This window comes from Ochrobactrum sp. BTU2 (assembly GCF_024539785.1).
GTDB classification, from domain to species: domain Bacteria; phylum Pseudomonadota; class Alphaproteobacteria; order Rhizobiales; family Rhizobiaceae; genus Brucella; species Brucella anthropi.
Genome location: NZ_JAHWRG010000019.1, coordinates 1 through 22,603, shown reverse-complemented (window position 1 = coordinate 22,603; position 22,603 = coordinate 1). Strand labels below are relative to the sequence as shown.

The following is a 22,603-nucleotide window of genomic DNA, read 5'->3' as shown; positions in this document are numbered from 1 at the left end:
CACCGCATGTTTAATTTTCGATATCGGTAGCAATGTCTGCATAGTATGTAAACAAAAAATCATAACTATTTCGGAGAAGCGAAATGAACAGAGTAATTAATACAAATTACTTCGCTGTATCGGAAAGTATATTCATAAATTCTCTGAAACGAGAATGGAAAAATTGGGAAATAGTGGATGGACCCCCATCACCTGCAGGAGGCACAACAAAAAAATACTTACTTCTGAAGCTTGCGGCATCAGATATTGAGGTCAGGGTGCCTGTGACTTTCTGGTCGCTCGCCGGATATCATTGCTTCGGCGCGCCTATGTGGAAATCCAATGGCGACCGGTTGGAACCTATAAGTTTGCCAGAACTCGCGCTCCTGCTTCTCAAAGAAAATGAGATCGGCGGCAGCGTTTCACCCAATGCGAAACTACTCTTCCAGCAAAGAGTGCTGGACAGCACGCGCTCAATTACCGACCTCCTCCGGGAAACCGCCGATGAACGACCTTTTGTTGAAGCAGACCCTGATTTCATCACGGCCGAAAAAGCGTTGCGGTTCGGTCATGCGGTACATCCGTTTCCACGCAGCCGGGATGAATTCACCGATGAAGACAACCGCCGGTTCGGCCCGGAATATGGCAATGCCTTTGCTTTGCGGTGGTGGGCTGTCGAACCGGAACTGCTGGCACAGGGAGCGGCTGATGGCTTCGACGTTGCCGAAGCTATCGTATCCATTGCGTCGGATTCTCGACTGATTGAAAAAGCGGCCGGGCGACCGCTCATTCCGTTGCACCCATGGCAGGCATCTCGCCTGTCGCTACGCCCGGATATCCAGCAACTGGAACGTCAGGGCAAGTTGATCGATCTTGGCAGCAGCGGCCCTGACTGGCGCGCGACAAGCTCGTTGCGCGCGATATATTCTCGCGAGAGCGACTGGATGCTCAAATTTTCGCTCAGCCTCCGGCTTACCAATTCGCGCCGCATCGTAGAACCAAGCGAATGCCTGCGGGGCATTAACGTCCATCGGCTCGTAACGGGAACAATCGGCAAGGCCCTGAAAGAACGTTTTCCGGATTTTCACATTATGGGTGAACCCGGCTGGATATCCCTGCGTTTGCCGGACGGCTCCATCAACAATGAAACGATTACAGTTTTCCGGGAAAACCCGTTTCGCGGTGAGCAGCAACCGCACGCGGCCGTTCTTGCAGCGCTTTGCGAACGTCACCCGGATGGAAATGGCAGCCATGTCGCAGACCTCATACACCGGATCGCCGCGTCGGACGGAACTCCAGAGACCGATGTAGCGAAGCGCTGGTTCGAACGCTTTCTGGATGTTGCCATTGCGCCTTTCATGATTGCCCAAGGCGATTACGGCCTGCTTTTTGGCGCTCATCAGCAGAATCTCGTTCTTGGCCTCCAGGACGGTTGGCCGAATGCGCTCTATTTCCGTGATTGCCAGGGTACAGGTTACGTCCGCTCGTTCTTGCCGTTTCTGCGCGAACATCTGCCTGAAGCAGGTGCTGCTACCGACCATGTCTTCGGCAGTGACGAAGCTGCTCAACTGATTGGATATTATCTGTTTATCAACGGCGTTTTCGCACTTATCGCCGCGCTGGGCTCGGCGCGTTTCATTGATGAAAATGAACTTTTTGCGGCCCTGCAACGCTTTCTGGAACGGCTACACAAGCATCCTATGCGGGACAAGACCGCGCTGGATTATCTCCTTCACAGCCCCACGCTGGTTGCCAAGGGAAATTTCATGATCTCAGCTGGAAACGTCAATGAAAACACCGACGTGACCGATCCCCTCGCCTCTTACATCCAGTTTCCCAACCCCCTTTCGACACGGTGAAGCCATGAATGTTCAAACGAAGAGTAGTGACTATCAACGCCTTCCACCACACGCGGAAATAGGTGGTGAATTATCCTGGCATTATTGCGCGACGAATTCCGAGCGGCTTGCGGCAAGGCTGGACAAGAGTGAACGTATATTCCTGTTCGGAGAAGCCGGAGCGTTTCGCGCCGAAGCAAGCCTCATCTTCGACCGGCAGACAATCATGCTGCGAGATGTCAGACTCGACCCTTTGCATAGCGATGCGACCGTGCTGCTTGCTGCCCTGTTGGATGCGGTGTTTCTGCGTTTTCCCGACATTGCGGCTTTGACACTACCACCAGCCAGCGAACTTGCTCCAGTCAGCACCTTGGCTCTGCGGGAAGTCGAAGGTTTGACCGTAGTGGATCGCTGTGTGTTACGCCAGTTGCCGTTGCTGTGGCGCAAACAGGCTGCCCATATGCCTTATCCCAGCATCCGATCGGCACTCGGTCCCGCTGACCGGCTGCCATTACTTCGTCCTCCTCGTCCATCCGGTGTGTTTTACGAACGCTGGATACCGGAATTGAACAAGACCGTTTCCTTCCGTCCCATCGATCGCCGTACGGATATGGACCTGTTCTATGGCTGGATGAACCAAGGACGCGTCTCCTTTTTCTGGGAGCTTGCACAAAGCCCGGAGGCGCTCGAGACCTATCTTCTGGACCAGGAGCGTGACCCGCATATCTTTGGTGTTATCGCGAATTTTGATAACGAGCCGACTGGCTATTTCGAATTCTACTGGGCGCGTGAGGATCGTCTCGGTCCGCATTATGAGAGCGAGGATTTCGATCGCGGCTGGCATGGCCTGATCGGCAATCCCCGGCACCTTGGCCGCCCCAAGACGCTCGCACTTTTCCGCTCGGTTACCCACTATCTGTTCCTTGACGAGCCTCGAACCCAACGCATCGTTGGTGAGCCACGGGCATCCCACCAGAAGATGCTCAGCTATTGCGCAGACGTGGCCTATGACAAGGTGAAGGAATTTGATTTTCCTCACAAGCGCGCCGCCCTGGTGTGTTGTGAACGGGACCGCTTTTTCAAGGAGGTGCCGTTATGAATCGTCAACCAGTCTCCGGGGCTCTTCTTGGCCCGCTTCCGGGCCGCAAAGCGGTTGATGACGAGATATGGGGAATAGTGAACCGAACAGCCATTGCCAAAGCCATCTCGGAACTGTCGTATGAGGAAGGCTTTGCGCCTGTCGCCTTGAACAAGGCTGAAACGATGTGGACGCTGACGCTTGGCGATGCTGTTTCCTATCGTTTTGAAGCACGCCGTCGCATCTGGGGACAGCTGCATATCAATCCGAAAAGCCTCGTGCGGGCGACATCGGCAGAAGAAGCCCCGGCAAATGACGTAGTCGGCTTTCTGGCCGATGCGCGTGATGTTCTGGAGATTTCGCCTGCCACGTTCTGCACATATGCAAAGGAGCTCTACAACACGCTTATGGCGGACGCCCGTATCGTGGCACGCCGTTCCACCTTTAATTCTGAAAAGCTGGCAAGCCTGTCCGATATGGAGTTGCAGACGCTTCTTGACGGCCATCCCAAGGCACCGGCAAACAAGGGACGGCTGGGCTGGGGATTGCAGGATACCGAAGCCTATGCGCCGGAATTCGACGCGCCGATCCAGCTTTTCTGGCTCGCCGCCGCACGCAGTCATTGCCAGTTCGCACTTGCACAAGACCTTGCAGAGTCTGAGTTGCTAGCCGAATGCCTCGGCACAGGAGAACGAGACAATCTGCTTGCTGCGATGAGTGACGCGGGTGTCAGCCTCGACACGCATATGCTGCTGCCCGTCCATCCCTGGCAATGGCAATCGATGATTGTCAGCCTATATGCCAGTGAGATCGCTGCCGGACGACTGGTACCGCTTGGTTATTTCGGCGATGCCTATATTGCGCAACAGTCCCTACGGACACTCGCCAATCAGGTTCGCGGACGAGCCCTTCATGTCAAACTGCCGCTTACCATCCTGAATACGTCTGCCTGGCGCGGCGTCCCCGGAAAATATATGCGGATCGGACCAAAGCTGTCTCACTGGCTCGCGGAAACAGCCAAGAGGGATCCGGCGCTGAAAAATGTCCGGATTCTGCAGGAAGTCGCCGGTGCGTTTTACCCTCATCCGCACTTCGCAGCACTGAAAGGCGCACCCTATCAGTTTTGCGAGATGCTGGGGGCCATCTGGCGGGAGAGTCCGGAAAAGCACTTGCCGCACGGTTGGCGCCCCATGATGATGGGAGCATTGGCGCAGTCTGATAATGCGGGGCGTCCCATTATAAGCGCCCTGATCGAACGATCCGGCCTGTCCCATGATCAATGGCTCGAACGTCTCTTCGATGCAGTCGCAGTCCCGCTCTACCATTTCTTGTGTTGTTATGGGGTTGGGTTCATTGCGCATGGCCAGAATATCACGCTTCTTCTGGACGGCGACATTCCTGCCGGTGTGGCGATCAAGGATTTCCAAGGTGACACCGATCTGATTGACCAAGAATTTCCGGAGCTGGCAACACTCCCCGCAGATGTAAAGTCGACGTTGAAGCGCCGACCGGCGGCCCATCTGCAGCAACATCTCCAGACCGGACATTTTGCGAGCGTGCTGCGGTTTCTTTCCGAAGCACTGGTCGCTCATGATAGCTATCCCGAATTATCGTTCTACATGCACCTCTCGGCTCGGTTGAGGCTTTATCAGCAACGCCACCCGGGACTGACCGAACGATATACAATTTTTGATCTATTTCTTCCGAAAATACCGCGCATAGCCATTAATCGTGTTCGTCTGGCGATCGGCTATGGCGACGCCAATGAACGACCTGTTCCCGCTCTTGGCACCGAACTGAACAATCCTCTTTACCTCGCGGAAATGGCGTCCCTCTCCTCCCGGAAGACGCAAACCAATATCAATGAAGGAGTTTCAGTATGACACATTCCATTCTTGATCTGTGCGGAATTGGCGTTGGTCCATTCAATCTCAGCCTGGCGGCGCAGCTGGATTCAATCAACGGCGTAAATATCCAATTTTTTGATAGCAAACCCAAATTCGACTGGCACCCGGGCATGATGCTGCCCGGTGCCGAACTCCAGACCTCCTTCATGAAGGATCTGGTTACAGCCACTAATCCGACGAGCCCGTGGACATTTGCAGCCTATCTGGTCGCCCATAAACGGTTCTATGAGTTTCTCAACGCTGACTACGACGCCATCCCCCGCAAGGAATTTGCGCGGTATCTGTCTTGGGCTGCGGGGAATATTCCGAGCCTGAACTTTGGTCAGAATATCCGCGAGATCACTTTTAGCGGCAATCATTTCCAGCTGGCCTTCGATAATGAGGTCCGAACGGCCCGCAATTTGTCCCTCGGTGTGGGGTTGAAACCTTATGTACCTGAATGGGCCAGATCGGTGATTGGCGATCGTGCATTCCATTCAAGCGAAGCCGTACAGAAACTGGACACGCTGAAAGGCAAGAGGATTGTGGTTATCGGCGGAGGGCAAAGCGGTGCGGAGATATTCCAGCATCTGCTGGAACGCAGAGATTCCGATAACGAGATCAGCTGGATCAGCAGACGGCCGAACTTCCAGCCACTCGACGACTCACCATTCACCGACGAGCATTTCACCCCGCAATACGTGGCCGAGTTCCATCAGCTTGCCGAACCGCGACGGCACGCGATCGTTGAGCATCAAAAGCTCGCAAGCGATGGCATTTCCGCTTCGACGATCAGAGCCATATATCGACGCCTTTATGAACAGCGCCATCTGGACCACGATACCCTGCAGGCCACATTGCTTCCATACCGCGAAGTTCTTGACCTTAAGCAGGATGGCGCGAGCCTGTCGATCGTGATGCGCAACGGTTTCGATGGCACGATCGAGATGCTCAGCGCCGATCATCTGATCTTTGCCACAGGCTACAAATTTTCACTACCTGAATGCCTCTCTGCAATCCAGGATCGGCTGTCAATTGTCGAAGGCAGGTCTTTGCGTGTCGGTGCAGATTTTGCTCTCGACTGGAATGGGCCAGTCGACCGCCGGATCTTTGTACTCAACGCAGGCAGGCTTTGCCATGGCATCGCAGAACCACAATTGAGCCTGATGGCCTGGAGAAGCGCTGTCATCACGAATGCGCTTCTAAAACGGGCACATTTCGATCTGGAATTTCCCGATACCGCTTTCCGCTGGACGTCAGGCAACCTTGATTTGAACCGCTCGGTATCCGGAATATCTTGAAGCCACACTCATCAGCCTAACCCGCGCCAACACATCCACCGGGGTACACCATGTTACTCCGGTGGATTGAGAATTACGCCAGGCATCTAGCTCAGAACGATGCCACCATCGGCATTGAGGCTCTGGCCAGTAACAAATGCCACAACTTTCACCCGTGATCAGAGCAACTTTTACCTGTTCTGTCATGTCACTCGCCGAGTTCGAGAAGCAGCAGAAAATCTGAGCTGTTCAAGACACCACGCGCCCAGGAGCAACGAAGCCCGCGTTGCGGCGGGTTTTGATTTGGTTTTTGGCTGGTGCCTGGTTGCGTTGTCGGGGGATTGTTACGCTGGATCGTTTCTTTTTGCTGCCCACCCTTGGGGTTATGAGCGCGCTGCGGTGCGTGCGTATAGAACTCGCTTCCGTGCATCGATATTAGGTCGAACGGTCTTCTGCGAGAAGAAGGAGCCAGCTCGCAAAGATACGAACATCGGATATGATCGAGAGATTTATGTATTTTCGTGGGAACTTGGTTGCGGGGGCAGGATCTAATCTTCACTTGCGCCCCGAGCAAGTAAAGATGGTTGCGGGGACCGGCGTCGATCATAACTTGCGATCGACGCCGGTAAAGATGGTTGCGGGAGGGCGCACCCATCATAACTTGCTGTTTCGGGCCGCCGCATAGCAACCTTGCCAAGGTTGGGGTCGAGGGTTCGAATCCCTTCGCCCGCTCCAGTTTTCTTCATGAAAATCAAAAGCTTAAGAAGCGCCCTACGGGGCGCTTTTTGCTGACACAGCTTCGATGACGGCGCGTTGTCAGCAGTTTGTAAGCGCGAGAAATAGCATTCTCGGATATTGTAGCGTGACGCTTCTGCCCCACGATCTGGATGGGGACATAATCCAATGTCGCCAAGACGCAATTTTTTGCTGACGTCTATCAAATTGGCGTTGCGACCTCCGGACAAACCGAAGGTCAGAATTTGGACCGACTGCAAGGCCAATAGAGCGTACTGGAAAGATGAAATGGAAGCTGACAATGAAGCCCAATTGAATTCTTACCGACAGCCGGGCATCAAACATCGCGCTTCTCTTTCCATCGAAGGACGCGCGGATGCCGGGCAAGCAGTGGACTTCCAATATCTCATCATAAGGCCCTCTGTCTGCTCAGGGCTCGAGATCAGATCGGAATGCCAAGATCCTGGACGTTATCGTTCGTTCCCGAACTGCTGCGAACGGACGGCCATACCACCGTCAGGCGATCGCTATTTATCTGTTTATCAAATTGTGTAATTGTGTAATCGTATTGCGTCAACCCGACGGGCGTGTGACAAACTCGGTCATGACGCTTTCGAGACCATGACTTCAATGAACGACGTATCGACCAGTATTTCCTCTCCCGCTTTGCGAATGGGCGACGCCGCCCCTGATTTTGAAGCCCGATCCACCCAGGGCCCGGTTCGGCTTTCCGACTTCAAGGGCCGGTGGCTGGTATTCTTCTCGCACCCGGCCGACTTCACACCCGTCTGCACGACGGAGTTCGTTGCACTCGCTAAGGCCCATGACCGGTTCGCGGCTCTCGACTGTGCGCTGTTGGGACTATCGGTCGACAGTCTCTATGCGCATCTCGCCTGGAGCCGCGCCATCCGCGAGCTGTTCTCGGTCGACATTCCCTTCCCAGTCATCGAAGATCCCTCGATGCTCGTAGGCCGAGCCTACGGCATGATCGACGAAGCGTCTGAAGACAGCGCTGGCGTTCGGGCGAGCTATTTCATCGACCCGGAAGGCGTGATCCGGGCGATCACCCATTACCCTCTGACGATCGGGCGTTCGGTCGACGAGATGGTGCGGATGGTGGCGGCCTTGCAAGCCACCTATTCGGGCGAGAAGCTGGCGCCGGCCGACTGGCAGCCGGGCCAGCCACTGCTTCATCCCGCCGACGAAAAGGCTCAGGATGAAGCCGACTGGTTCTGTCGGAGGGATGGATGATGACGCTCTGGCAATCGCGGGCGCAAGCGGATATCGCGGCCGACAAGCTTCGCAGGTTCGCTCAGCCGCAAAGATTGATGATCTTGTCCCTTCTGCTCGAAGGTGAAAAATCGGTCACCGAAATCGACATGGCGAGCGAGATCGGCCAGCCGGCACTCAGCCAGCAGCTCGCCGAACTCCGCAAGGCAGAACTCGTGACAACGCGCCGGCAGGCGAAGCAGGTTTATTACAGCCTCGCCGATGACACCGTCGTCTTGTGTGTGCGCAGCATCGAGGCGGTGTTCGGCGCCGGCGATCCTGAACAGGCGCTCTTGAGCATGGTCAAACCGGACGTCCGGCCGGAGCGAAGCGGGATCGTGCGGGGCGCGGCCAACTTCGTGCGAATACGTTGACCGGAAGGCATGCCTTGAACCACTCTTAAGTGTGCAGGCGGGGCACTCTCTCCGAGCATTGAATTGCCGCAGGAGCGCGTCACAACGGCAGAAAGGATACGCTACGATATCGCGCTTCTACAGGTCAATGAGATGCACAGCTACCCCGCGAGTTGATCGCAGGCTTCAAGCGCCTGGGCCGCGTACATGACCGACGGCCCCGCGCCCATATAGACGGCCATGGCCAAGGTCTCGCTGATCTGCTCACGGCTCGCGCCGGCTTTGACGGCACCTTCGGCATGATAGGCTATACAAGGCTGACACCGCGTCGCGACGCCAATGGCAAGTGCAATCAACTCCTTCGTCGTCTGGTCGAGCGCTTCGCCGCTATGTGCGGCCCGTGACATGTCGCTGAAGGCTTTCATAACATTGGGCGCATCCTGCCGGAGGGACTTTACGCCACCATTCATATTCTCGATGAGTTTTTTCCAGTCTTCGATCATGGTCATCTCCTGTGTTCAAGCATATTGCTGCGCGGCTCCAAACCGTTGGAAGCCGCGAAAGTACGAAATGGAATCAAGTCATGAAGGCGCCAGCGCTGCGATAGAGCACGTAGGCCGCGACGACAAAGATCAGGCCCGCAAAGATACGATTCAGCGTGTTCTTGCCCGTCGACAGGCGATTGGCGAGCATCATGCCAGCAACGCCGCCGGCGAGCCCTCCTGCGATGAACTCGAAGGCAACGGGCCAATCGACGAGGCCGGAAGCGGCATAGTTGAGCGCCGTGGCGAGCCCGAAGCTACCGACCGCCAAAAGTGAAGAGCCGATCGCATTGATTATCGGCATGCCGGTTGCCAGAATGAGCGCGGGTACGATCAAGAAACCGCCGCCGATCCCGAAGAAGCCAGATGCCGATCCGGCGACAAATGCGACGGCGGCCGTGACGAGGCAGGTGCGCAGATCCGCAGGACGTTCCGGAGCGCTTCCGGGCTTACGCGGACGCAGCATGAGGATGCCGACGAGGACCATCAGCAGGCCAAACAAGAAAAGCAGCCGCTGACCGTCGACGAGTTTGCCGAGGGTCGAGCCGGCGAACGCGCCGAGTGTGCCGATGCCTGCGAAGATGATCGCACAGCGCCAGCGGACATTGCCGCTCTTCGCATGGCCGATGAGATTGGCGAAGGCGTTGACGGATACGGCGAGCGCGCTGGTTCCTATGGCAATATGCGGTTGGGTTACTCCGACCACGTAGAGCAGCAAAGGCGTCGCCAGGATCGAGCCACCACCCCCGACGAGACCCAGGGAGAAGCCGACGAGGCCGCCCGAAGCGAATGCCGGGCCGAGATTGGCAAGCATGGCTCACACCTTCCCGGCCAGAAATCGATCATGGGTGACCATTCCGATGAACATGGCGACCGCGAAGATCACTGCGGGCAGCAGACCAAGCGAGAGGGATGCGATTGCAGGACCGGGGCAGAAGCCGGCCAACCCCCAGCCGACGCCGAAGATCGATGAACCGATGATGAGTGGGCGGTCGATGCGGGTCTTGGTCGGCAGCTGAAGCTTATCGTCGAACAGAGGCTTGTTGATCGCGGAGGCGATCCTGTAGCCGATGAAGGCGACGACGACGCCGGCGCCGAGAACGAAGATCAGACTCGGGTCCCATGCACCTGTGATGTCGAGGAAAGCTTTCACCTTTGCGGGATTGAGGAGGCCGGAGATCGCAAGGCCGAGCCCGAAGAGCAGGCCGGCGGCAAGGCTCGTCAGGATGCGCATGGCCGCCGTCATAGCCAGCCTCCGAGCCGCATCACGAGCACTGTCAAGATCGCGGTGATCAGAAAGGTCAGCACCGCCGCGAAGGACCGGGGAGACAGTCGTGCCAGTCCCGAGATGCCATGTCCGGAGGTGCAGCCGGAACCCATGCGCGTGCCGAAGCCGACGAGCAGACCAGCGACGATCAGCAACGGCCAGGACGCCGCAACGACCACCTGTGGGGCTGTTCCGAAGATGACGAGATAGGTCAGCGGACCGAGAAGAAGGCCGGCGACGAAGGCGATGTCATGACCCAAGCGCTGGCCGCGATGGCAAAGCAACCCGCCGACGATACCGCTGATCCCGGCGATGTGACCGTTGAGCAGCATGAGAAGACTGGCCGACAAGCCGATCAGCGCGCCGCCGCCCAGGGGAGCGAAATAGGTGTCCGTCACCAGACAGCCCCCTCGAGCACGTCCAGCGGGATCTTCAGGTAGCGCTTGCCGTTACCCTCCGGCTCGGGAAGCCGGCCGCCGTTGATGTTCACCTGCAGCGCATGCAGGATGAGCTTGGGCATCGGCAGGGTCGCGTCGCGCTCCTCGCGTAATTTGACGAAGCTTTCCTCCGTCTGGCCGACGATATGCGGATTGGAGCGCTTCTCCTCGCCAATGGTGCTTTCCCACAACGGCTCGCGCCCACCGGGCTGATAGTCGTGGCCGGTGAAGACGCGGGTTTCGTCAGGAAGGGCGAGTATGTCCTGGATCGACTTCCAGAGAACTTTTGCGCTGCCGCCCGGGAAATCGGCGCGTGCAGTTCCGGAGTCCGGCATGAACAGCGTGTCATGGACGAAAGCGGCGTCGCCGATGACATAGGTGACCGAAGCAAGCGTGTGCCCTGGCGAGAACATCACCCTCGCTTCGATCGTGCCGACCTTGAATGTGTCGCCTTCGGTGAAGAGCCGATCCCATTGGCTGCCGTCAGCCGGGAAGTCAGGCCAGTTGTAGAACGCCTTCCAGAGCTTCTGCACATCGACGACGTGCGCGCCGATCGCTGTCGGAGCTCCGGTCTTGTCCTTGAGGTAGCGGGCCGCGGAAAAGTGGTCGGCGTGCGGATGGGTGTCGAGGACCCACTCGACGGTAAGGCCCTTCTCCGCAATGTAGGCGAGAATCGTATCTGCCTGCTCGGTGCTGGTCGATCCTGACTTCTCGTCATAGTCGAGCACCGGGTCGATGATGACGCATTTCTTCGTCGCGGGATCGTTGACGACATATTGAATGCTGCCGGTGCGCTTCTCGTAGAAGCCCTTGACCTCCGTCTTGCCGGTGTGTCGATGCGCGGCCAGCCAGTCGCGGGCGTTGTCGGGCGCAATGCCGATCTCGCCGGCGACGGCAATCAGTTCGTCGTCGCGGAGGCCCACGACGTCGGCGTCACCGGCCAGAACCCACATGTAGAAGGACCGGGCCCCGGATCGGCAATGCGCAAGCACCGGACCGTCCGAGGCGACGATCGTCTCCGCGAAGCGCCGCACGTCTTCCGGCCCCATGTTGCTGCTCGTCACCGGGATGAAGACATAGTCGAGACCTGCCGCTCTCGCCGCGGCTTCCTCTGCCGCTGTCCCCGGCTGAGAAGCCTCTTCACCATCCGGCCGATTGTTGATGATCGTCTTGAAGCCGCGCCGGGCGAGTTCGACGAACTCCTCGGGTTGAAGCTGCCCTATGACAGAAAGCTTCTCTGTGAGCGGTATCGGTTTCATCGGGCGGCTCCTTGACACCTGCAGATATGAATTACACACTTACATAAAACCAGATATGTAATTCTGCAAGTGGGAGGAGCACCTTGAATGGCCGTTCAGGATGTCCGAGCAGTTCAGGTGTCGGAGTTGAGGCGCGGGATCATTATCGTTGGTGAAGGGGCAGCAGCCGTCACGGCTGGGGCCGCGCTAAAACGACACGATGGAAGTCGATATCGACGCCAACGTAGTTGCCGGCATATCTGTGGCCGAACCTTTTTCGCCAGCTAAATATCACTCCGCCTCTTCCGGCATCGCCCAGGAGCGGAACACCGATGCGTCCCTCACATCCGCCTTCGCGGCGTTTCTGTCTTGCTGGCGCTGGATGGTTTGCGAGGACGCATCATTTGGACGGACGAGCCTTTTTTTCGGCTTCCTGACTTCAACAATGAACTGGCCGGATTTGTCACTCTTCTTCGAAGATTTGGAACTGAACATCATCACATCTCCTGTGGTTGTGTCACTTGTTCGATATTTGCGTTGTCTTACGTGCGTATCGCGCCAATTGCCGATCCTTCCCTACCGCTGCCAGGCGATCCTTGTGTCCTCCAGAGGCAGGCGGGCCAGCGGGTGATAGGGGACGATGCGCGGCGTGAAGTCGGAGACCGGCCGGTTCGGGGGGATGGAGGCGCGGTATCGATAAGAGCCTTGGCCCGAATCCTGTCCTGTCATCACCGCGAGGAACGCCTTTTCGCCCGCCATCGGTTCGGCGTAGAGTTCCACTTTGACCATCTCCGGCGGCAGTTCGCCGAGATAGACCTCGACGGAGAAAAGGCGGGTGTCTTCAGCCTCTTCCGTATTTACGGCGCCGAAGCGCACATGCGGCCAGAGCCTGTCGAGGTCCTGTTTCCATCGCGCCAGTTCCCGCGCGACCTTGCCGCCTTCCGCCGAGCGCGCTTCATAGGCCACGGCGGCAGGGAGATAGAATTTCTCCGCATATTCCCGAACGGTGCGATTTGTCGAAAACCGTGGCGCGAGGCTGGCCATGCTTTCGCGGACCCGCTCAATCCAGCGAGTGGGAATACCATCCTGATTGCGGCTGTAGAATTCGGGAACGATGACGTCCTCCAGGAGCGAATAGAGTGCATCCGCTTCCGCCTCGTCAACAGTCGGATCGTCTCCGTGCTCCTCGCCGTCGCCTATGGCCCATCCGACCTCGGGTTCATAGGCCTCCGCCCACCAGCCATCGAGTTCCGACAGATTGAGCCCGCCGTTGGCAAGAATTTTCATGCCGCTGGTGCCGCTGGCTTCCCAGGGCCGGCGCGGCGTGTTGATCCACACATCGACCCCTTGGACGAGCCATTCGGCCTGGCGCATGTTGTAGTCGCGCACGAAGATAAGCCGGGATCTCAGTTCCGGCCGTCTGGCGAATTCGTTCCAGGCTTTGATCAGCGCCTGGCCTTCGGCATCCTGAGGATGAGCCTTGCCGGCCAACACGAGCTGGACCGGGTGCCGGGCATCGGTCAGGATGCGGACCAGCCTGTCGGGATCGCGCAGCAGAAGAGCAGGACGTTTGTAGGTTGCGAAGCGGCGCGCAAATCCGAGTGTCAGGGCATGCGGGTCGAAAATCCCATGGGCGGCGTCGAGCCCACCGCCGATCTCCGCGTCTTCCACGCGCTGGCGCAGATATTGCCTGCGAACCCGATCGCAAAGGTTTTGCCTCGATTCATTGCGCATTCGCCAGATTTGCTGGATGTCGAGCTTGAGGATGCCGGTTTCCAGTCCGGTCAGGTCGCCACGCCAGCGATCCTTGCCTGCGGCTTCGGTCCACAGAGCGTCGGACTGAACCGAGTCCCATGTCGGAACATGTATGCCGTTCGTCACATGCCCGATTGGCACGTCGTCGGTCGGCCAACCAGGGAAGAGAGGCTGAAAGAGCGACCGGCTAACCTTTCCGTGGAGCGCACTGACGGCGTTCACCGCGCCGCTCGAACGGATGGCCAGGTAAGCCATGTTGAACGGCTCAAGGTCATCGTTGCGATCCTTCCTGCCGAGGGCCAGAAAATCGGCGATGGCGATGCCGAGATGATTTTCGGCATAGGACCGGAAGTATTTTGTGATCAGTTCAGGCGCGAAGCGGTCGAAACCGGCCGCGACGGCGGTATGAGTGGTGAAAACATTGCCGACCCGTGTTGCCGCCAGAGCCTCGGCAAAAGATACGTCATGATCGACCCGGAAGCAGCGGATGCGCTCCAGAGCGGCAAAGGCCGCATGCCCTTCATTCAAATGGCAGACCTGCGGTTCGAGCCCGAGTGTGCGAAGGAGCTGCCAACCGGCCATTCCCAATATCATTTCCTGCATCAGACGCGTCTCGGGGCCGCCGCCATAAAGCTCGCTCGTGATGCATCGATACGTCGCGGGATTTGCGGGATCGTTCATGTCCAGCAGGTAAAGCTTCAGCCGTCCGATCTGGACTTCCCAGGTTCTGATCCAGAGCTTGCATCCGGGAAGGTCGATTTGCAGTCGCAACCATTCGCCATCGGCGGAACGCAACGGCTGGATTGGGAGCTGATCCGGCTCGTTGACCGGGTAGAGGGCTTCCTGGCTACCGTCCCGCCCTATCGATTGACGGAAGTAGCCTTGTGAATAAAGCAAGCCCACCCCGACGACCGGCACGCCGAGATCGCTGGCGGTTTTCAGCTGATCTCCCGCCACGTTGCCCAGCCCGCCCGAATAGATGGGCAGGGCTTCGGTCAGCATGAACTCCAGGCTGAAATAGGCTACGGTTTTCAGCGGCGAGGCTGGGTGTGCCTGTTGGAACCATCTCGATTCGTTTGCAGCCTCCCGCTTCTCCTTCAGCAATGCTTCGATAGTTTGCCTGAAATCGGACTGAGCAAGCAGAGCCCTTGTTTTGGAGCGCGAGACGGTGTGGAGAACACCCCATGGATTGCCCGTGGTTTCCCATGTTTCAGCATCGAGCTCCCTCCACAGCCGGTCGGAGGCGTGGTTCCAGGACCAATGCAGGTCGAGAGCCAGCTCCCGAAGGGCGAGCAACCCGCCTGTCTCTTCCGGCTGCCCGTCCATGCACTCCTCCGAAACTAGAAAAACTGAAAGCGAACTCTTCTGCGAATCTCAATATCCGTCCGCCTTAAAACAGCATGAACCCTATAGATGATCTTGTCATCAGTCGTTGACTAAAATCAATCAGAAAGCGCGGAGGGGATCCCGAGGGTAGCCAAATGACGGCAGTCGCGTCCGTGGAAGGCCGAAATGTTGCGCAATCGTCGCTCATCTACGCGCTCATGGGCGAAGACATCCTCGAACAGTGATCTTCCTATCACTGGGCACGAAATCCTTGTTCCGCTCCCACTGGTCGCTGCCAAGCGCATCACCACTGACAAAGATTCATATCGCTGGGCACTTGGGGGCCAGGGCTCCGCGACAGAAGTTATCATCGTCCGATGATTCCTGTTGTCATCGAGTGATGATTAATCTAAATTGCCGCCAAAATGAGGATGTCGGCAATTTCCTGTGAAGACGTTTCCAACACCAGCTTGGTAGGGTTTTGATTTGGCTTCTGCCACATCGTTGACTTGCTCGAATGGGCAGGCTTGCGCCGCTTTCTAATCGACCGGTGGGCGGTGACGCAGATATGCCGAGAAAGCGGAGGCGCATGACCGGATATTGACCTGCCGATCCGTTACAACCACAGAAACAATCCACACACTTGAGGAAGACGATCAAATGTCGGACATCGATGAGAACTGGGTTCGCAATCGCGCGCATGAAATATGGGAAGCAGTAGGGTGCCCGAACGGAAAAGAACTCGACCACTGGTTTCAAGCCATGGATGAATATCTGTCTTTGGTCGAAAGAGATGGAGAGAGCTCGCCCGGTGACCCTGTCCCGGTTCAGGATACCGGTAGTGGGGAGGCGGCCGTAAAGTCCAAATCGCCAGGAAAAATGTCGGAATAGGAAAGCGGCTTTTCGAGGCGTGCTTGCAGGCAGTCGGATCTGTCGGTGAACGGAGCCGCCCTTTCATCCAGATAGGTGATCGTGAGGTCTACGCCGACAGCACGGAACGCCGTCGCGCAGCCGACCGCAATGGGCGTCTCATTTGCTACGCTGACGACGAGCCCACGTTTCCCGCACAGATCGAGACCGCCTCCATATCTCACATCATCAGGACGCCCAGGGCATCGGTGGCGATCACCTGCTCCTCGTCCGTCGCAATGATGATCACCGGGATCCGACTCGCGGCGCTTGTTATGATCGACTGATTGGCGGCGTTCGCGGCGGGATCGAGATCGATGCCGAGCCACATCAGTCGGCTGCAGATGTCGGCCCTGATCGCTGGTTGATGCTCGCCGATGCCGGCGGTGAACACCATGGCATCGAGACCACCCACCGTTGCGGCAAGCCGAGCAGCTTCTCCGGCGACGCGCAGCGTGAAGAGATCCAGAGCCTCCCTTGCTTGCGGCGCCTCGCTGGCCAGAAGGTCGCGGCTGTCGGCGCCGATGCCGGAAACACCGAGTAGTCCGGAGCGGTGATAGAGCATATCCTCCAGAGCTGCCACCGGCATCCCTTCCTGCGACAGCAGATGGAGAAGCACGCCGGCATCCAGCGCGCCGCATCGCGTCGCCATCGGCACGCCGTCGAGGGTCGAAAAGCCCATGCTGGTATCGACGCTGCCGCCGTCCTGCATGGCGCAGAGGCTGGCACCGGAACCAAGATGGGCAGCAACGACCTTGCCGCCGGCCAGTTGTGGCCAGTTGCGTGCGAGCTCGCCTGCGATGAACGCGTAAGATAGTCCGTGAAACCCGTAGCGCTTGATCCCGCGCTCGTGGAGTGCTCGCGGGAGGGCGAAGCGGCGCACCAGGTCGGAATTTGTGCGATGAAAGCTCGTGTCAAAGGAAGCGGTCTGGCGAAGGTCTGGCCGGAGCCGCCTGATGGCGCGGATCAGTCTAAGGGCCTGCGGTTGGTGCAGCGGCGCTAACGGAACAAGGGCCTCCATCTGACGTAGTGAACCTTCATCGACAAGCACCGGGCCTGAGAATATGTCGCCGCCATGCACCACGCGATGCCCGATCGCCGCCAGACAGTCGAGCCTGTAGTGCCCTGCCAGATGATTGAACGCTTCGCCGAGAACCTCGTCCAGTTCCTCGCCCGGTTGTGCCTTGAGCTCGACATCGACATGCTGCGACCCTTCCAGGAATTGGAAGCGCAGCGGCGTGCTTCGAAAGTCGATCATGCCCTTGCCGACAGGTTCGAGATGCCGCCCTTCCACGGAGAACAGGCCGATCTTGACGGTCGACGAACCGGCGTTGAACGTGATCAGCAGCTTGGCGCTCATGCTGCTGTCCCCGCCGCGAGCCGCTCGCTGCGGCCCACAAGCAACTTTGCGAGGGCTGCCGAAGCGATCCGCGCGGCGAGCGGGTCGGAGCGGCTGGTCAGCACGATCGGCACGCGTGCCCCGAGCACGATCCCGGCTGCCGTTGCTCCGGCAAAATAGATGAGTTGTTTGGCGAGCATGTTGCCTGCTTCAAGGTCGGGGACCAGGAGGATGTCGGCTTTGCCGGCGACCTCGGAGACGATCCCTTTGGTCCGCGCCGCATCGATACTGATCGCATTGTCGAATGCGAGCGGCCCGTCGACGTACGCGCCAGTAATCTGACTCCGCGCCGCCATTACGGTCAGGGCGGCCGCATCGAGGGTCGCCTGCATCTTTAGATTCACCGTCTCGACTGCGGCGAGCACAGCAACGCGCGGCTTTTCGACGCCAAGTGCCCGCAGCAGATCGACTGCGTTCTGGCAAATGTCTCGCTTCTGATCGAGCGTCGGCTGGATATTGATCGCCGCATCGGTAACGATCAACGGCTTGCTGTAGGCGGGCACGTCCAGCGCGAACACATGGCTGATGCGGCGCTCGGTTCTCAACCCGGATCCCGGCGCGACGATGGCGCCAAGCAATTCGTCTGTATGCAGGCTGCCTTTGACAAGGACCGCCACCCTGCCGGAAACGGCAAGTTCCACCGCACGCGCCGCCGCGGCATGGCTATGCGGCGCGTGCTCGATCGCGATCCCGTCGAGGTCGGTTTTCGCGACTGCCGCCGCCGCCCGGATCTTGGCCTCGGGGCCGACAAGGAGCGGCTCGAACAATCCTCTTTCGCGGACTTCGACGGCAGCGAGTATTGCCTCGGTCGAGCATGGATGCACGATCGCCGCGCGTACCATCGGCAGTTCGCGGGCCTGCCGCACAAAGGCGTCGTATCGATCGCTGCGTGCCGTTGCGTGACCGGACGGTTGCGGCGTTGGCCACTCTATGGAATGGGCAGGCGCAATCACCGTCGCAGTCCCTGAGAGGACCTCTTCGCCCTTCTGGTTCGAGCATGTCGTGTCGAGGATCACAACCCGGTTTGCCGGCAGTTTCCTGGTGACGCGAACCGTCGCTGTGATCGTGTCGCCAGACAGGACCGGCTTGAGGAAGCGGAACTCCTGTCCGAGATAGGTTGTCCCGGGCCCGGGCAGTTGCGAACCCAACACTTCGGAAATCAGCGTGCCCGTCCATGCACCATTCGTGACGACGCTATTGAAGACGTGCATCGCCTCGGCAGCCGTATCCGGTGACGCATCGCCTTCGCCCGTTGCCATTGGCGGGTCGATCTCGCCTTTGTCCACGCCCGCGACCCGCACCAGAGAGGCCGTGTCTCCGAGCTCCAACTCGTCAAATGTTCGATTCCTCAGCCTGCCGGGAGCCACGATAGCCTCACTTCTGAAAAACATAGGTGCCGCGAGCACCGCAGAGCGGCGGAAATTCCGAGTCAGACGCGTCCATTTTTGGCGGAGGTACGCGTCCAGCCAGCGACTGCGCCGAAAGCCAGCCCTGCCATTCCTCCCACCAGGACCCCTCCTTTTGCATCGCTGCGCCAATCCATCATCCGGGCTGAGGCAGAGATCAGCCGTTCGGTTCAAGGCGACGCTATAGCGTCGACTACGATGACCGGGTTCGCTAACAATCCCGGCATTCTGGACGCGCTGGTCAACACGAAGGTGACATCCGTCGGGCGCCATGCGGGTATCGTGGCCGTCGCTGTGCGCTGAGAGGTTGGGCACGGCAAGTCCACTCGGAACTGTTTCAGTCATCAGCGGCGCGTTCGCGCGGAACTTAATCGCAAGATGTGTCGCGATCATTCGGGCCCAACTCAAGGATGGCCGCGATGACCATCCTGACGTCTTCTTCCAGCGCCGCGGCGTCTCCCTTCAGAAGAGGGTCGGCCTTGATCACGTCCTTAAGAATGCCAACACCCGCCAGAAACGCTGCGACCAGTGCTGCCCGCCTCCTCGGTACCATCGGGTGCTTGCTCACCAGTGGAGTAACGAAATCCTCTTCGAGGAACTCGTTGAGCACGCGCGAGGCTGCCGGGCTAGCGAACGATTGTATCACGATATCGAGTACCCGAATCTCGTTGGCGGCCTTCCTTGACAGGATCTGCTTCGTCAGAATTGAGGGCAGGCAGCCATCGTCATCGGCGAAGAGTTGCTCGGGTTTGCCGCTCTCCTTGACCGCCTCGTAGAAAAGTTTCTCCTTGGATCCAAAGGAGCGGTGGACGTAAGCCATGTCCACCCCAACGTCGGCCGCAATGTCGCGAAGGCCCGTATTGTCATAGGAATGGGCCGAAAAACGAAGGATGGCGGCTTTTAGAATGCGCTCGCGCGTCGTGTCGTTGGCATCCGGGCTTATGACTCGGTTGGGCATGATTTCTCCTATTGACCGAGTAGCAGGATTAGCTGCACAAAGCTTAACAGTCAACGCATGATGACTAGACTGAGTTCCCTGGGATGGGTGACGAATTCAGTATTATTGCAAATTCCGCAATAATTATTGAGGTTGCCGTCAATCCGGCAAAGGTCGTCGGGCTGCATTTGGCGGCAACGATAAGGCTGTCGACCGGTTCGATCGCCGGTCTGCCACGCATTGGATGCCGAGCTACCGACACCGCGCGATTTCAAGGGCACGCCACTCACTACTGCGCCCAGCTTTTCGAAAGCCGAGGAGAGCAAACGCCGAGACCGTCTGCCGTAGCGAACCCGAACGCACTCAGGGTGAACGAGTCGCCTTCACCAGACGGAGTATTATCAAACGACAGCAACGAAATCATCACCTGTTGACAAGGCGGTCAACAGGTGATGATATAACAAAATGCAACGTGTCCGTTTCGATGCGCATGCTTGTTGGGGGATTTCATGTAACCAACAATGAAGTGAGGGGCGATGAAAACCGGCAAGGCGAGAAGGCTACAGAATAGGTCGACACACGACGTCGGCATGATTTCATTCTATTTGATGAAATCATTATCATCGTCTTTAGCCGGTTTTTATTCTGGACGATATCGAGGAAGCCTCAAGGCGACATTGCGCCTCGTCCCAGAGCAAGCGACCTACCTTCGCAAACTGTCGACAATCGATCAGCCTGCCGAGATGCTTGCTGGTCGCGGCAGCAACATCCGCGAGTTTATGACGGGTTGGATAAGTGAAGGAAGGCATACGTCCAAACAGGGCATGGCCAATCTTTCGCCCGTCGGATGACCCCAGGTACATAGCGATCGATTGCTGCTCTGTGCCCTGCGTGCAGCGCCTTCGGTAGGGACACGTTAAACACCAGGCACAAGGCAGAGGCCGGTCATGAACCTCGATCGGCCGCGACACACGTCAATCAAGATAAGGTAGGTTTTTATGGCGAATACTCATTCCCAACATTCAAGCCCAACAACAAAAGAGTCCGACGGACTTTCCCTCAGTGACAGAAAAGCTGGGTGGATGCAGTCGTGAAGTCCGCTAAAAATTGGATACTGACCGTTCTCGGCGTCGCGGTTCTCGCTGGCGGTTACTATGGCTGGCGGATGTATGACGGTACGGGCCTGCCGGCCGGGATCGTCGGCGGCAACGGCCGCATCGAGGCAACCGAAATCGACGTCTCCGCCAAGACGGCCGGGCGGATCAAGGAGATCCTCGTCGACGAAGGGAGTCTCGTCACCGCCGGACAGGTGCTGGCGCGCATGGACACCCAGCAATTGGAGGCACAACGGCGGCAAGCCGAAGCCTCCCGTCAACGCGCCGTGATCAGTGTGGATACGGCGAAAAGCCTCCTCGCCCAGCGCGAGGCTGAAAAAGAATCTGCAGCTGCGGTGATCGCTCAACGCGCGGCTGAACAGGATGCCGCAGAACGAAAGCTCGCTCGAACGGAGCAACTGATCAAGACCAACGTGACCTCCCAGCAAACGTTCGACGACGACCGGGCGACGGCACAGGGGGCACGGGCGGCTACTGCTGCAGCCCGGGCTTCTCTTTCCGCTTCCGATGCGGCGATCGGCGCTGCGAAGGCCCAGATCGTCGATGCAGAGGCTGCCGTCATTGCCGCAGATGCGGCGATTGAAAGTATTGTTGCCGATATCGATGACAGCACCCTCAGATCGCCACGCGACGGGCGTGTGCAATATCGCGTCGCGGAGCCCGGCGAGGTCCTGGCCTCCGGTGGGCGGGTACTCAATCTCGTCGACCTCTCCGACGTTTACATGACATTTTTTCTCCCGACGGCTCAGGCTGGACGTGTCGCAATCGGTTCCGATGTTCGTCTCGTACTCGACGCAGCGCCGCAATTTGTCGTCCCGGCGAGCGTGAGTTTCGTGGCCGATGTCGCCCAGTTCACGCCCAAGACAGTGGAGACCGAGGAGGAGCGACAGAAACTGATGTTCCGGATCAAGGCGAAGATCCCGCCGGAGTTGCTTCGCGAACACATTCAGCAGGCCAAGACCGGTCTTCCGGGTATGGCCTATGTCCGGATAGACCCCAAGGCAGAATGGCCTGAACAGCTCACGAAAGCGCTCGTTCAATGACCGGGGAAACGCCGCGAGAGACGGAGGACCAAACGCAGACTGCGCCGGTCGCGAAGCTGGCAAATGTCGGCCTGTCCTATGGAAAAATCAGGGCCCTCGACAATGTGAGCCTCGATATCCCGTCGGGCATCATGGTTGGGCTCATCGGCCCGGACGGTGTCGGCAAGTCCAGCCTGCTTAGCCTCGTCGCCGGAGCCCGCACGGTTCAGGGCGGCCGGATCGAAGTGCTCGGCGGCGACATTGCCGACGTGAGGCACCGCAACCGCACCTGCCCGCAGATTGCCTACATGCCGCAGGGTCTCGGCAAGAACCTCTATCCCACACTGTCGGTGTTTGAGAACATCGATTTCTTCGGGCGCCTGTTCGGCCAGGACCAGGAAGAAAGGCAGCGCCGCATCAGCGACCTGCTGGAGCGGACGGGGCTTGCACCTTTCCCGGATCGTCCGGCCGGAAAGCTCTCGGGCGGCATGAAACAGAAGGTCGGTCTCTGCTGCGCGTTGATCCACGATCCCGACCTCCTCATTCTCGACGAACCGACCACGGGCGTCGATCCGCTGTCACGCCGGCAATTCTGGGAACTGATCGACGACATCCGGGGCGAGCGTCCGGGAATGAGCGTGATCGTCGCGACCGCCTACATGGAAGAAGCCGAGCGCTTCGACTGGCTCGTCGCGATGGATGCCGGCCGCGTGCTTGCAACTGGAACGCCCGCCGAATTGCTGTCCCGCACCGGAGCCGCCAATCTCGACGCCGCCTTCGTCGCCCTCCTTCCGGAAGAAAAGCGGCAGGGCCATCACGAGGTCGTCATACC

23 protein-coding genes and 1 tRNA gene are annotated in these 22,603 nt (G+C 58.4%); 13 read left to right on the top strand and 11 right to left on the bottom strand.

Annotation, left to right across the window (positions count from 1 at the left end; translation table 11 throughout):
* The first annotated feature begins 347 nt into the window (after positions 1-347).
* From KWJ32_RS24775 to KWJ32_RS24740, 8 genes are all read left to right on the top strand, one after another.
* A complete protein-coding gene (locus KWJ32_RS24775; RefSeq protein WP_172488813.1) occupies positions 348-1,838 on the top strand; it encodes an IucA/IucC family protein in 1,491 nt (496 codons plus the stop codon).
* Positions 1,839-1,842: 4 nt separating this feature from the next.
* The gene (locus KWJ32_RS24770; protein WP_012092699.1) at positions 1,843-2,916 is read left to right on the top strand and encodes a GNAT family N-acetyltransferase; all 1,074 of its coding nucleotides are present in this window, start codon (positions 1,843-1,845) and stop codon (positions 2,914-2,916) included.
* Positions 2,913-4,778, top strand: a complete 1,866-nt coding sequence (locus KWJ32_RS24765; RefSeq protein ID WP_012092698.1) for an IucA/IucC family siderophore biosynthesis protein — start codon at positions 2,913-2,915, stop codon at positions 4,776-4,778. Before KWJ32_RS24770 ends, KWJ32_RS24765 begins: the two co-directional genes overlap by 4 nt.
* Positions 4,775-6,082, top strand: a complete 1,308-nt coding sequence (locus tag KWJ32_RS24760; protein ID WP_012092697.1) for a SidA/IucD/PvdA family monooxygenase — start codon at positions 4,775-4,777, stop codon at positions 6,080-6,082. The genes KWJ32_RS24765 and KWJ32_RS24760 overlap by 4 nt, the downstream gene beginning before the upstream one ends.
* A 616-nt stretch (positions 6,083-6,698) precedes the next feature.
* Positions 6,699-6,796: transfer RNA gene (locus tag KWJ32_RS24755), tRNA-Ser, on the top strand.
* Between the two features lie 288 nt (positions 6,797-7,084).
* Positions 7,085-7,351, top strand: a complete 267-nt coding sequence (locus tag KWJ32_RS24750; RefSeq protein ID WP_164056794.1) for a hypothetical protein — start codon at positions 7,085-7,087, stop codon at positions 7,349-7,351.
* 75 nt (positions 7,352-7,426) lie between these two features.
* Complete coding sequence (locus KWJ32_RS24745) at positions 7,427-8,047, top strand: peroxiredoxin (protein WP_097141136.1); 621 nt, start codon at positions 7,427-7,429, stop codon at positions 8,045-8,047.
* A complete protein-coding gene (locus tag KWJ32_RS24740) occupies positions 8,044-8,439 on the top strand; it encodes a metalloregulator ArsR/SmtB family transcription factor (protein WP_097141135.1) in 396 nt (131 codons plus the stop codon). The genes KWJ32_RS24745 and KWJ32_RS24740 overlap by 4 nt, the downstream gene beginning before the upstream one ends.
* A 140-nt stretch (positions 8,440-8,579) precedes the next feature.
* Here the strand turns inward: KWJ32_RS24740 and KWJ32_RS24735 are convergent, their stop codons facing one another.
* The 10 genes from KWJ32_RS24735 to KWJ32_RS24690 form a co-directional block, all read right to left on the bottom strand.
* Positions 8,580-8,921 carry a carboxymuconolactone decarboxylase family protein gene (locus KWJ32_RS24735; RefSeq protein ID WP_097141338.1) on the bottom strand — a complete coding sequence of 114 codons (342 nt, stop codon included), beginning with the start codon at positions 8,919-8,921 and terminating at the stop codon, positions 8,580-8,582.
* A 73-nt stretch (positions 8,922-8,994) separates the two neighbouring features.
* Positions 8,995-9,774 carry a sulfite exporter TauE/SafE family protein gene (locus KWJ32_RS24730; protein WP_097141134.1) on the bottom strand — a complete coding sequence of 260 codons (780 nt, stop codon included), beginning with the start codon at positions 9,772-9,774 and terminating at the stop codon, positions 8,995-8,997.
* Between the two features lie 3 nt (positions 9,775-9,777).
* The gene (locus KWJ32_RS24725) at positions 9,778-10,206 is read right to left on the bottom strand and encodes a YeeE/YedE family protein (protein WP_097141133.1); all 429 of its coding nucleotides are present in this window, start codon (positions 10,204-10,206) and stop codon (positions 9,778-9,780) included.
* Positions 10,203-10,628, bottom strand: coding sequence for a YeeE/YedE family protein (locus KWJ32_RS24720; RefSeq protein WP_235824447.1), 426 nt, complete (start codon positions 10,626-10,628; stop codon positions 10,203-10,205). The genes KWJ32_RS24725 and KWJ32_RS24720 overlap by 4 nt, the downstream gene beginning before the upstream one ends.
* Positions 10,622-11,923 (bottom strand): bifunctional sulfur transferase/dioxygenase Blh, encoded by a 1,302-nt coding sequence (gene blh, locus KWJ32_RS24715; RefSeq protein WP_097141132.1) that lies wholly within the window; start codon positions 11,921-11,923, stop codon positions 10,622-10,624. The genes KWJ32_RS24720 and blh overlap by 7 nt, the downstream gene beginning before the upstream one ends.
* A gap of 270 nt (positions 11,924-12,193) precedes the next feature.
* Positions 12,194-12,400, bottom strand: a complete 207-nt coding sequence (locus KWJ32_RS24710; RefSeq protein WP_097141131.1) for a hypothetical protein — start codon at positions 12,398-12,400, stop codon at positions 12,194-12,196.
* A gap of 78 nt (positions 12,401-12,478) precedes the next feature.
* On the bottom strand, positions 12,479-14,983 hold the full coding sequence (gene glgP, locus KWJ32_RS24705) for an alpha-glucan family phosphorylase (protein WP_256886445.1): 2,505 nt from the start codon (positions 14,981-14,983) through the stop codon (positions 12,479-12,481).
* An 827-nt stretch (positions 14,984-15,810) separates the two neighbouring features.
* Entirely contained in the window at positions 15,811-16,077 is a 267-nt protein-coding gene (locus KWJ32_RS24700; RefSeq protein WP_256886444.1) for a hypothetical protein, read from the bottom strand.
* Positions 16,074-17,252, bottom strand: coding sequence for an acetate/propionate family kinase (locus KWJ32_RS24695; RefSeq protein ID WP_164056796.1), 1,179 nt, complete (start codon positions 17,250-17,252; stop codon positions 16,074-16,076). The genes KWJ32_RS24700 and KWJ32_RS24695 overlap by 4 nt, the downstream gene beginning before the upstream one ends.
* Complete coding sequence (locus KWJ32_RS24690) at positions 17,249-18,682, bottom strand: bifunctional enoyl-CoA hydratase/phosphate acetyltransferase (RefSeq protein ID WP_164056797.1); 1,434 nt, start codon at positions 18,680-18,682, stop codon at positions 17,249-17,251. The genes KWJ32_RS24695 and KWJ32_RS24690 overlap by 4 nt, the downstream gene beginning before the upstream one ends.
* 54 nt (positions 18,683-18,736) lie before the next feature.
* On the opposite strand from KWJ32_RS24690, the gene KWJ32_RS24685 reads away from it, so the two are divergent.
* Positions 18,737-19,000: a hypothetical protein gene (locus KWJ32_RS24685; protein WP_256886443.1), complete on the top strand. Its 264-nt coding sequence runs from the start codon at positions 18,737-18,739 to the stop codon at positions 18,998-19,000.
* Between the two features lie 64 nt (positions 19,001-19,064).
* Here the strand turns inward: KWJ32_RS24685 and KWJ32_RS24680 are convergent, their stop codons facing one another.
* Positions 19,065-19,655, bottom strand: coding sequence for a TetR family transcriptional regulator (locus tag KWJ32_RS24680; protein WP_164056798.1), 591 nt, complete (start codon positions 19,653-19,655; stop codon positions 19,065-19,067).
* 83 nt (positions 19,656-19,738) lie between these two features.
* Between KWJ32_RS24680 and KWJ32_RS24675 the strand changes: the two genes are divergently transcribed.
* The 4 genes from KWJ32_RS24675 to KWJ32_RS24660 all read left to right on the top strand — a co-directional run.
* Entirely contained in the window at positions 19,739-20,068 is a 330-nt protein-coding gene (locus KWJ32_RS24675) for a hypothetical protein (protein WP_125301470.1), read from the top strand.
* Between the two features lie 102 nt (positions 20,069-20,170).
* The gene (locus KWJ32_RS24670; protein ID WP_256886442.1) at positions 20,171-20,485 is read left to right on the top strand and encodes a hypothetical protein; all 315 of its coding nucleotides are present in this window, start codon (positions 20,171-20,173) and stop codon (positions 20,483-20,485) included.
* Between the two features lie 239 nt (positions 20,486-20,724).
* Positions 20,725-21,792: an HlyD family efflux transporter periplasmic adaptor subunit gene (locus tag KWJ32_RS24665; protein ID WP_256886441.1), complete on the top strand. Its 1,068-nt coding sequence runs from the start codon at positions 20,725-20,727 to the stop codon at positions 21,790-21,792.
* On the top strand, positions 21,789-22,603 hold an 815-nt coding region (locus tag KWJ32_RS24660), incomplete at its 3' end, for an ATP-binding cassette domain-containing protein (protein WP_256886440.1). The genes KWJ32_RS24665 and KWJ32_RS24660, both read left to right, overlap by 4 nt.

Bases quoted from the DNA above. Each gene is read 5' to 3' on its own strand.
- KWJ32_RS24770 (WP_012092699.1), top strand. From the start codon at position 1,843: ATGAATGTTCAAACGAAGAGTAGTGACTATCAACGCCTTCCACCACAC.
- KWJ32_RS24765 (WP_012092698.1), top strand. From the start codon at position 2,913: ATGAATCGTCAACCAGTCTCCGGGGCTCTTCTTGGCCCGCTTCCGGGC.
- KWJ32_RS24760 (WP_012092697.1), top strand. From the start codon at position 4,775: ATGACACATTCCATTCTTGATCTGTGCGGAATTGGCGTTGGTCCATTC.
- KWJ32_RS24750 (WP_164056794.1), top strand. From the start codon at position 7,085: ATGGAAGCTGACAATGAAGCCCAATTGAATTCTTACCGACAGCCGGGC.
- KWJ32_RS24745 (WP_097141136.1), top strand. From the start codon at position 7,427: ATGAACGACGTATCGACCAGTATTTCCTCTCCCGCTTTGCGAATGGGC.
- KWJ32_RS24740 (WP_097141135.1), top strand. From the start codon at position 8,044: ATGATGACGCTCTGGCAATCGCGGGCGCAAGCGGATATCGCGGCCGAC.
- KWJ32_RS24735 (WP_097141338.1), bottom strand. From the start codon at position 8,921: ATGATCGAAGACTGGAAAAAACTCATCGAGAATATGAATGGTGGCGTA.
- KWJ32_RS24730 (WP_097141134.1), bottom strand. From the start codon at position 9,774: ATGCTTGCCAATCTCGGCCCGGCATTCGCTTCGGGCGGCCTCGTCGGC.
- KWJ32_RS24725 (WP_097141133.1), bottom strand. From the start codon at position 10,206: ATGACGGCGGCCATGCGCATCCTGACGAGCCTTGCCGCCGGCCTGCTC.
- blh (WP_097141132.1), bottom strand. From the start codon at position 11,923: ATGAAACCGATACCGCTCACAGAGAAGCTTTCTGTCATAGGGCAGCTT.
- KWJ32_RS24710 (WP_097141131.1), bottom strand. From the start codon at position 12,400: ATGATGTTCAGTTCCAAATCTTCGAAGAAGAGTGACAAATCCGGCCAG.
- glgP (WP_256886445.1), bottom strand. From the start codon at position 14,983: ATGGACGGGCAGCCGGAAGAGACAGGCGGGTTGCTCGCCCTTCGGGAG.
- KWJ32_RS24695 (WP_164056796.1), bottom strand. From the start codon at position 17,252: ATGAGCGCCAAGCTGCTGATCACGTTCAACGCCGGTTCGTCGACCGTC.
- KWJ32_RS24690 (WP_164056797.1), bottom strand. From the start codon at position 18,682: ATGTTTTTCAGAAGTGAGGCTATCGTGGCTCCCGGCAGGCTGAGGAAT.
- KWJ32_RS24680 (WP_164056798.1), bottom strand. From the start codon at position 19,655: ATGCCCAACCGAGTCATAAGCCCGGATGCCAACGACACGACGCGCGAG.
- KWJ32_RS24675 (WP_125301470.1), top strand. From the start codon at position 19,739: ATGGGTGACGAATTCAGTATTATTGCAAATTCCGCAATAATTATTGAG.
- KWJ32_RS24670 (WP_256886442.1), top strand. From the start codon at position 20,171: ATGAAAACCGGCAAGGCGAGAAGGCTACAGAATAGGTCGACACACGAC.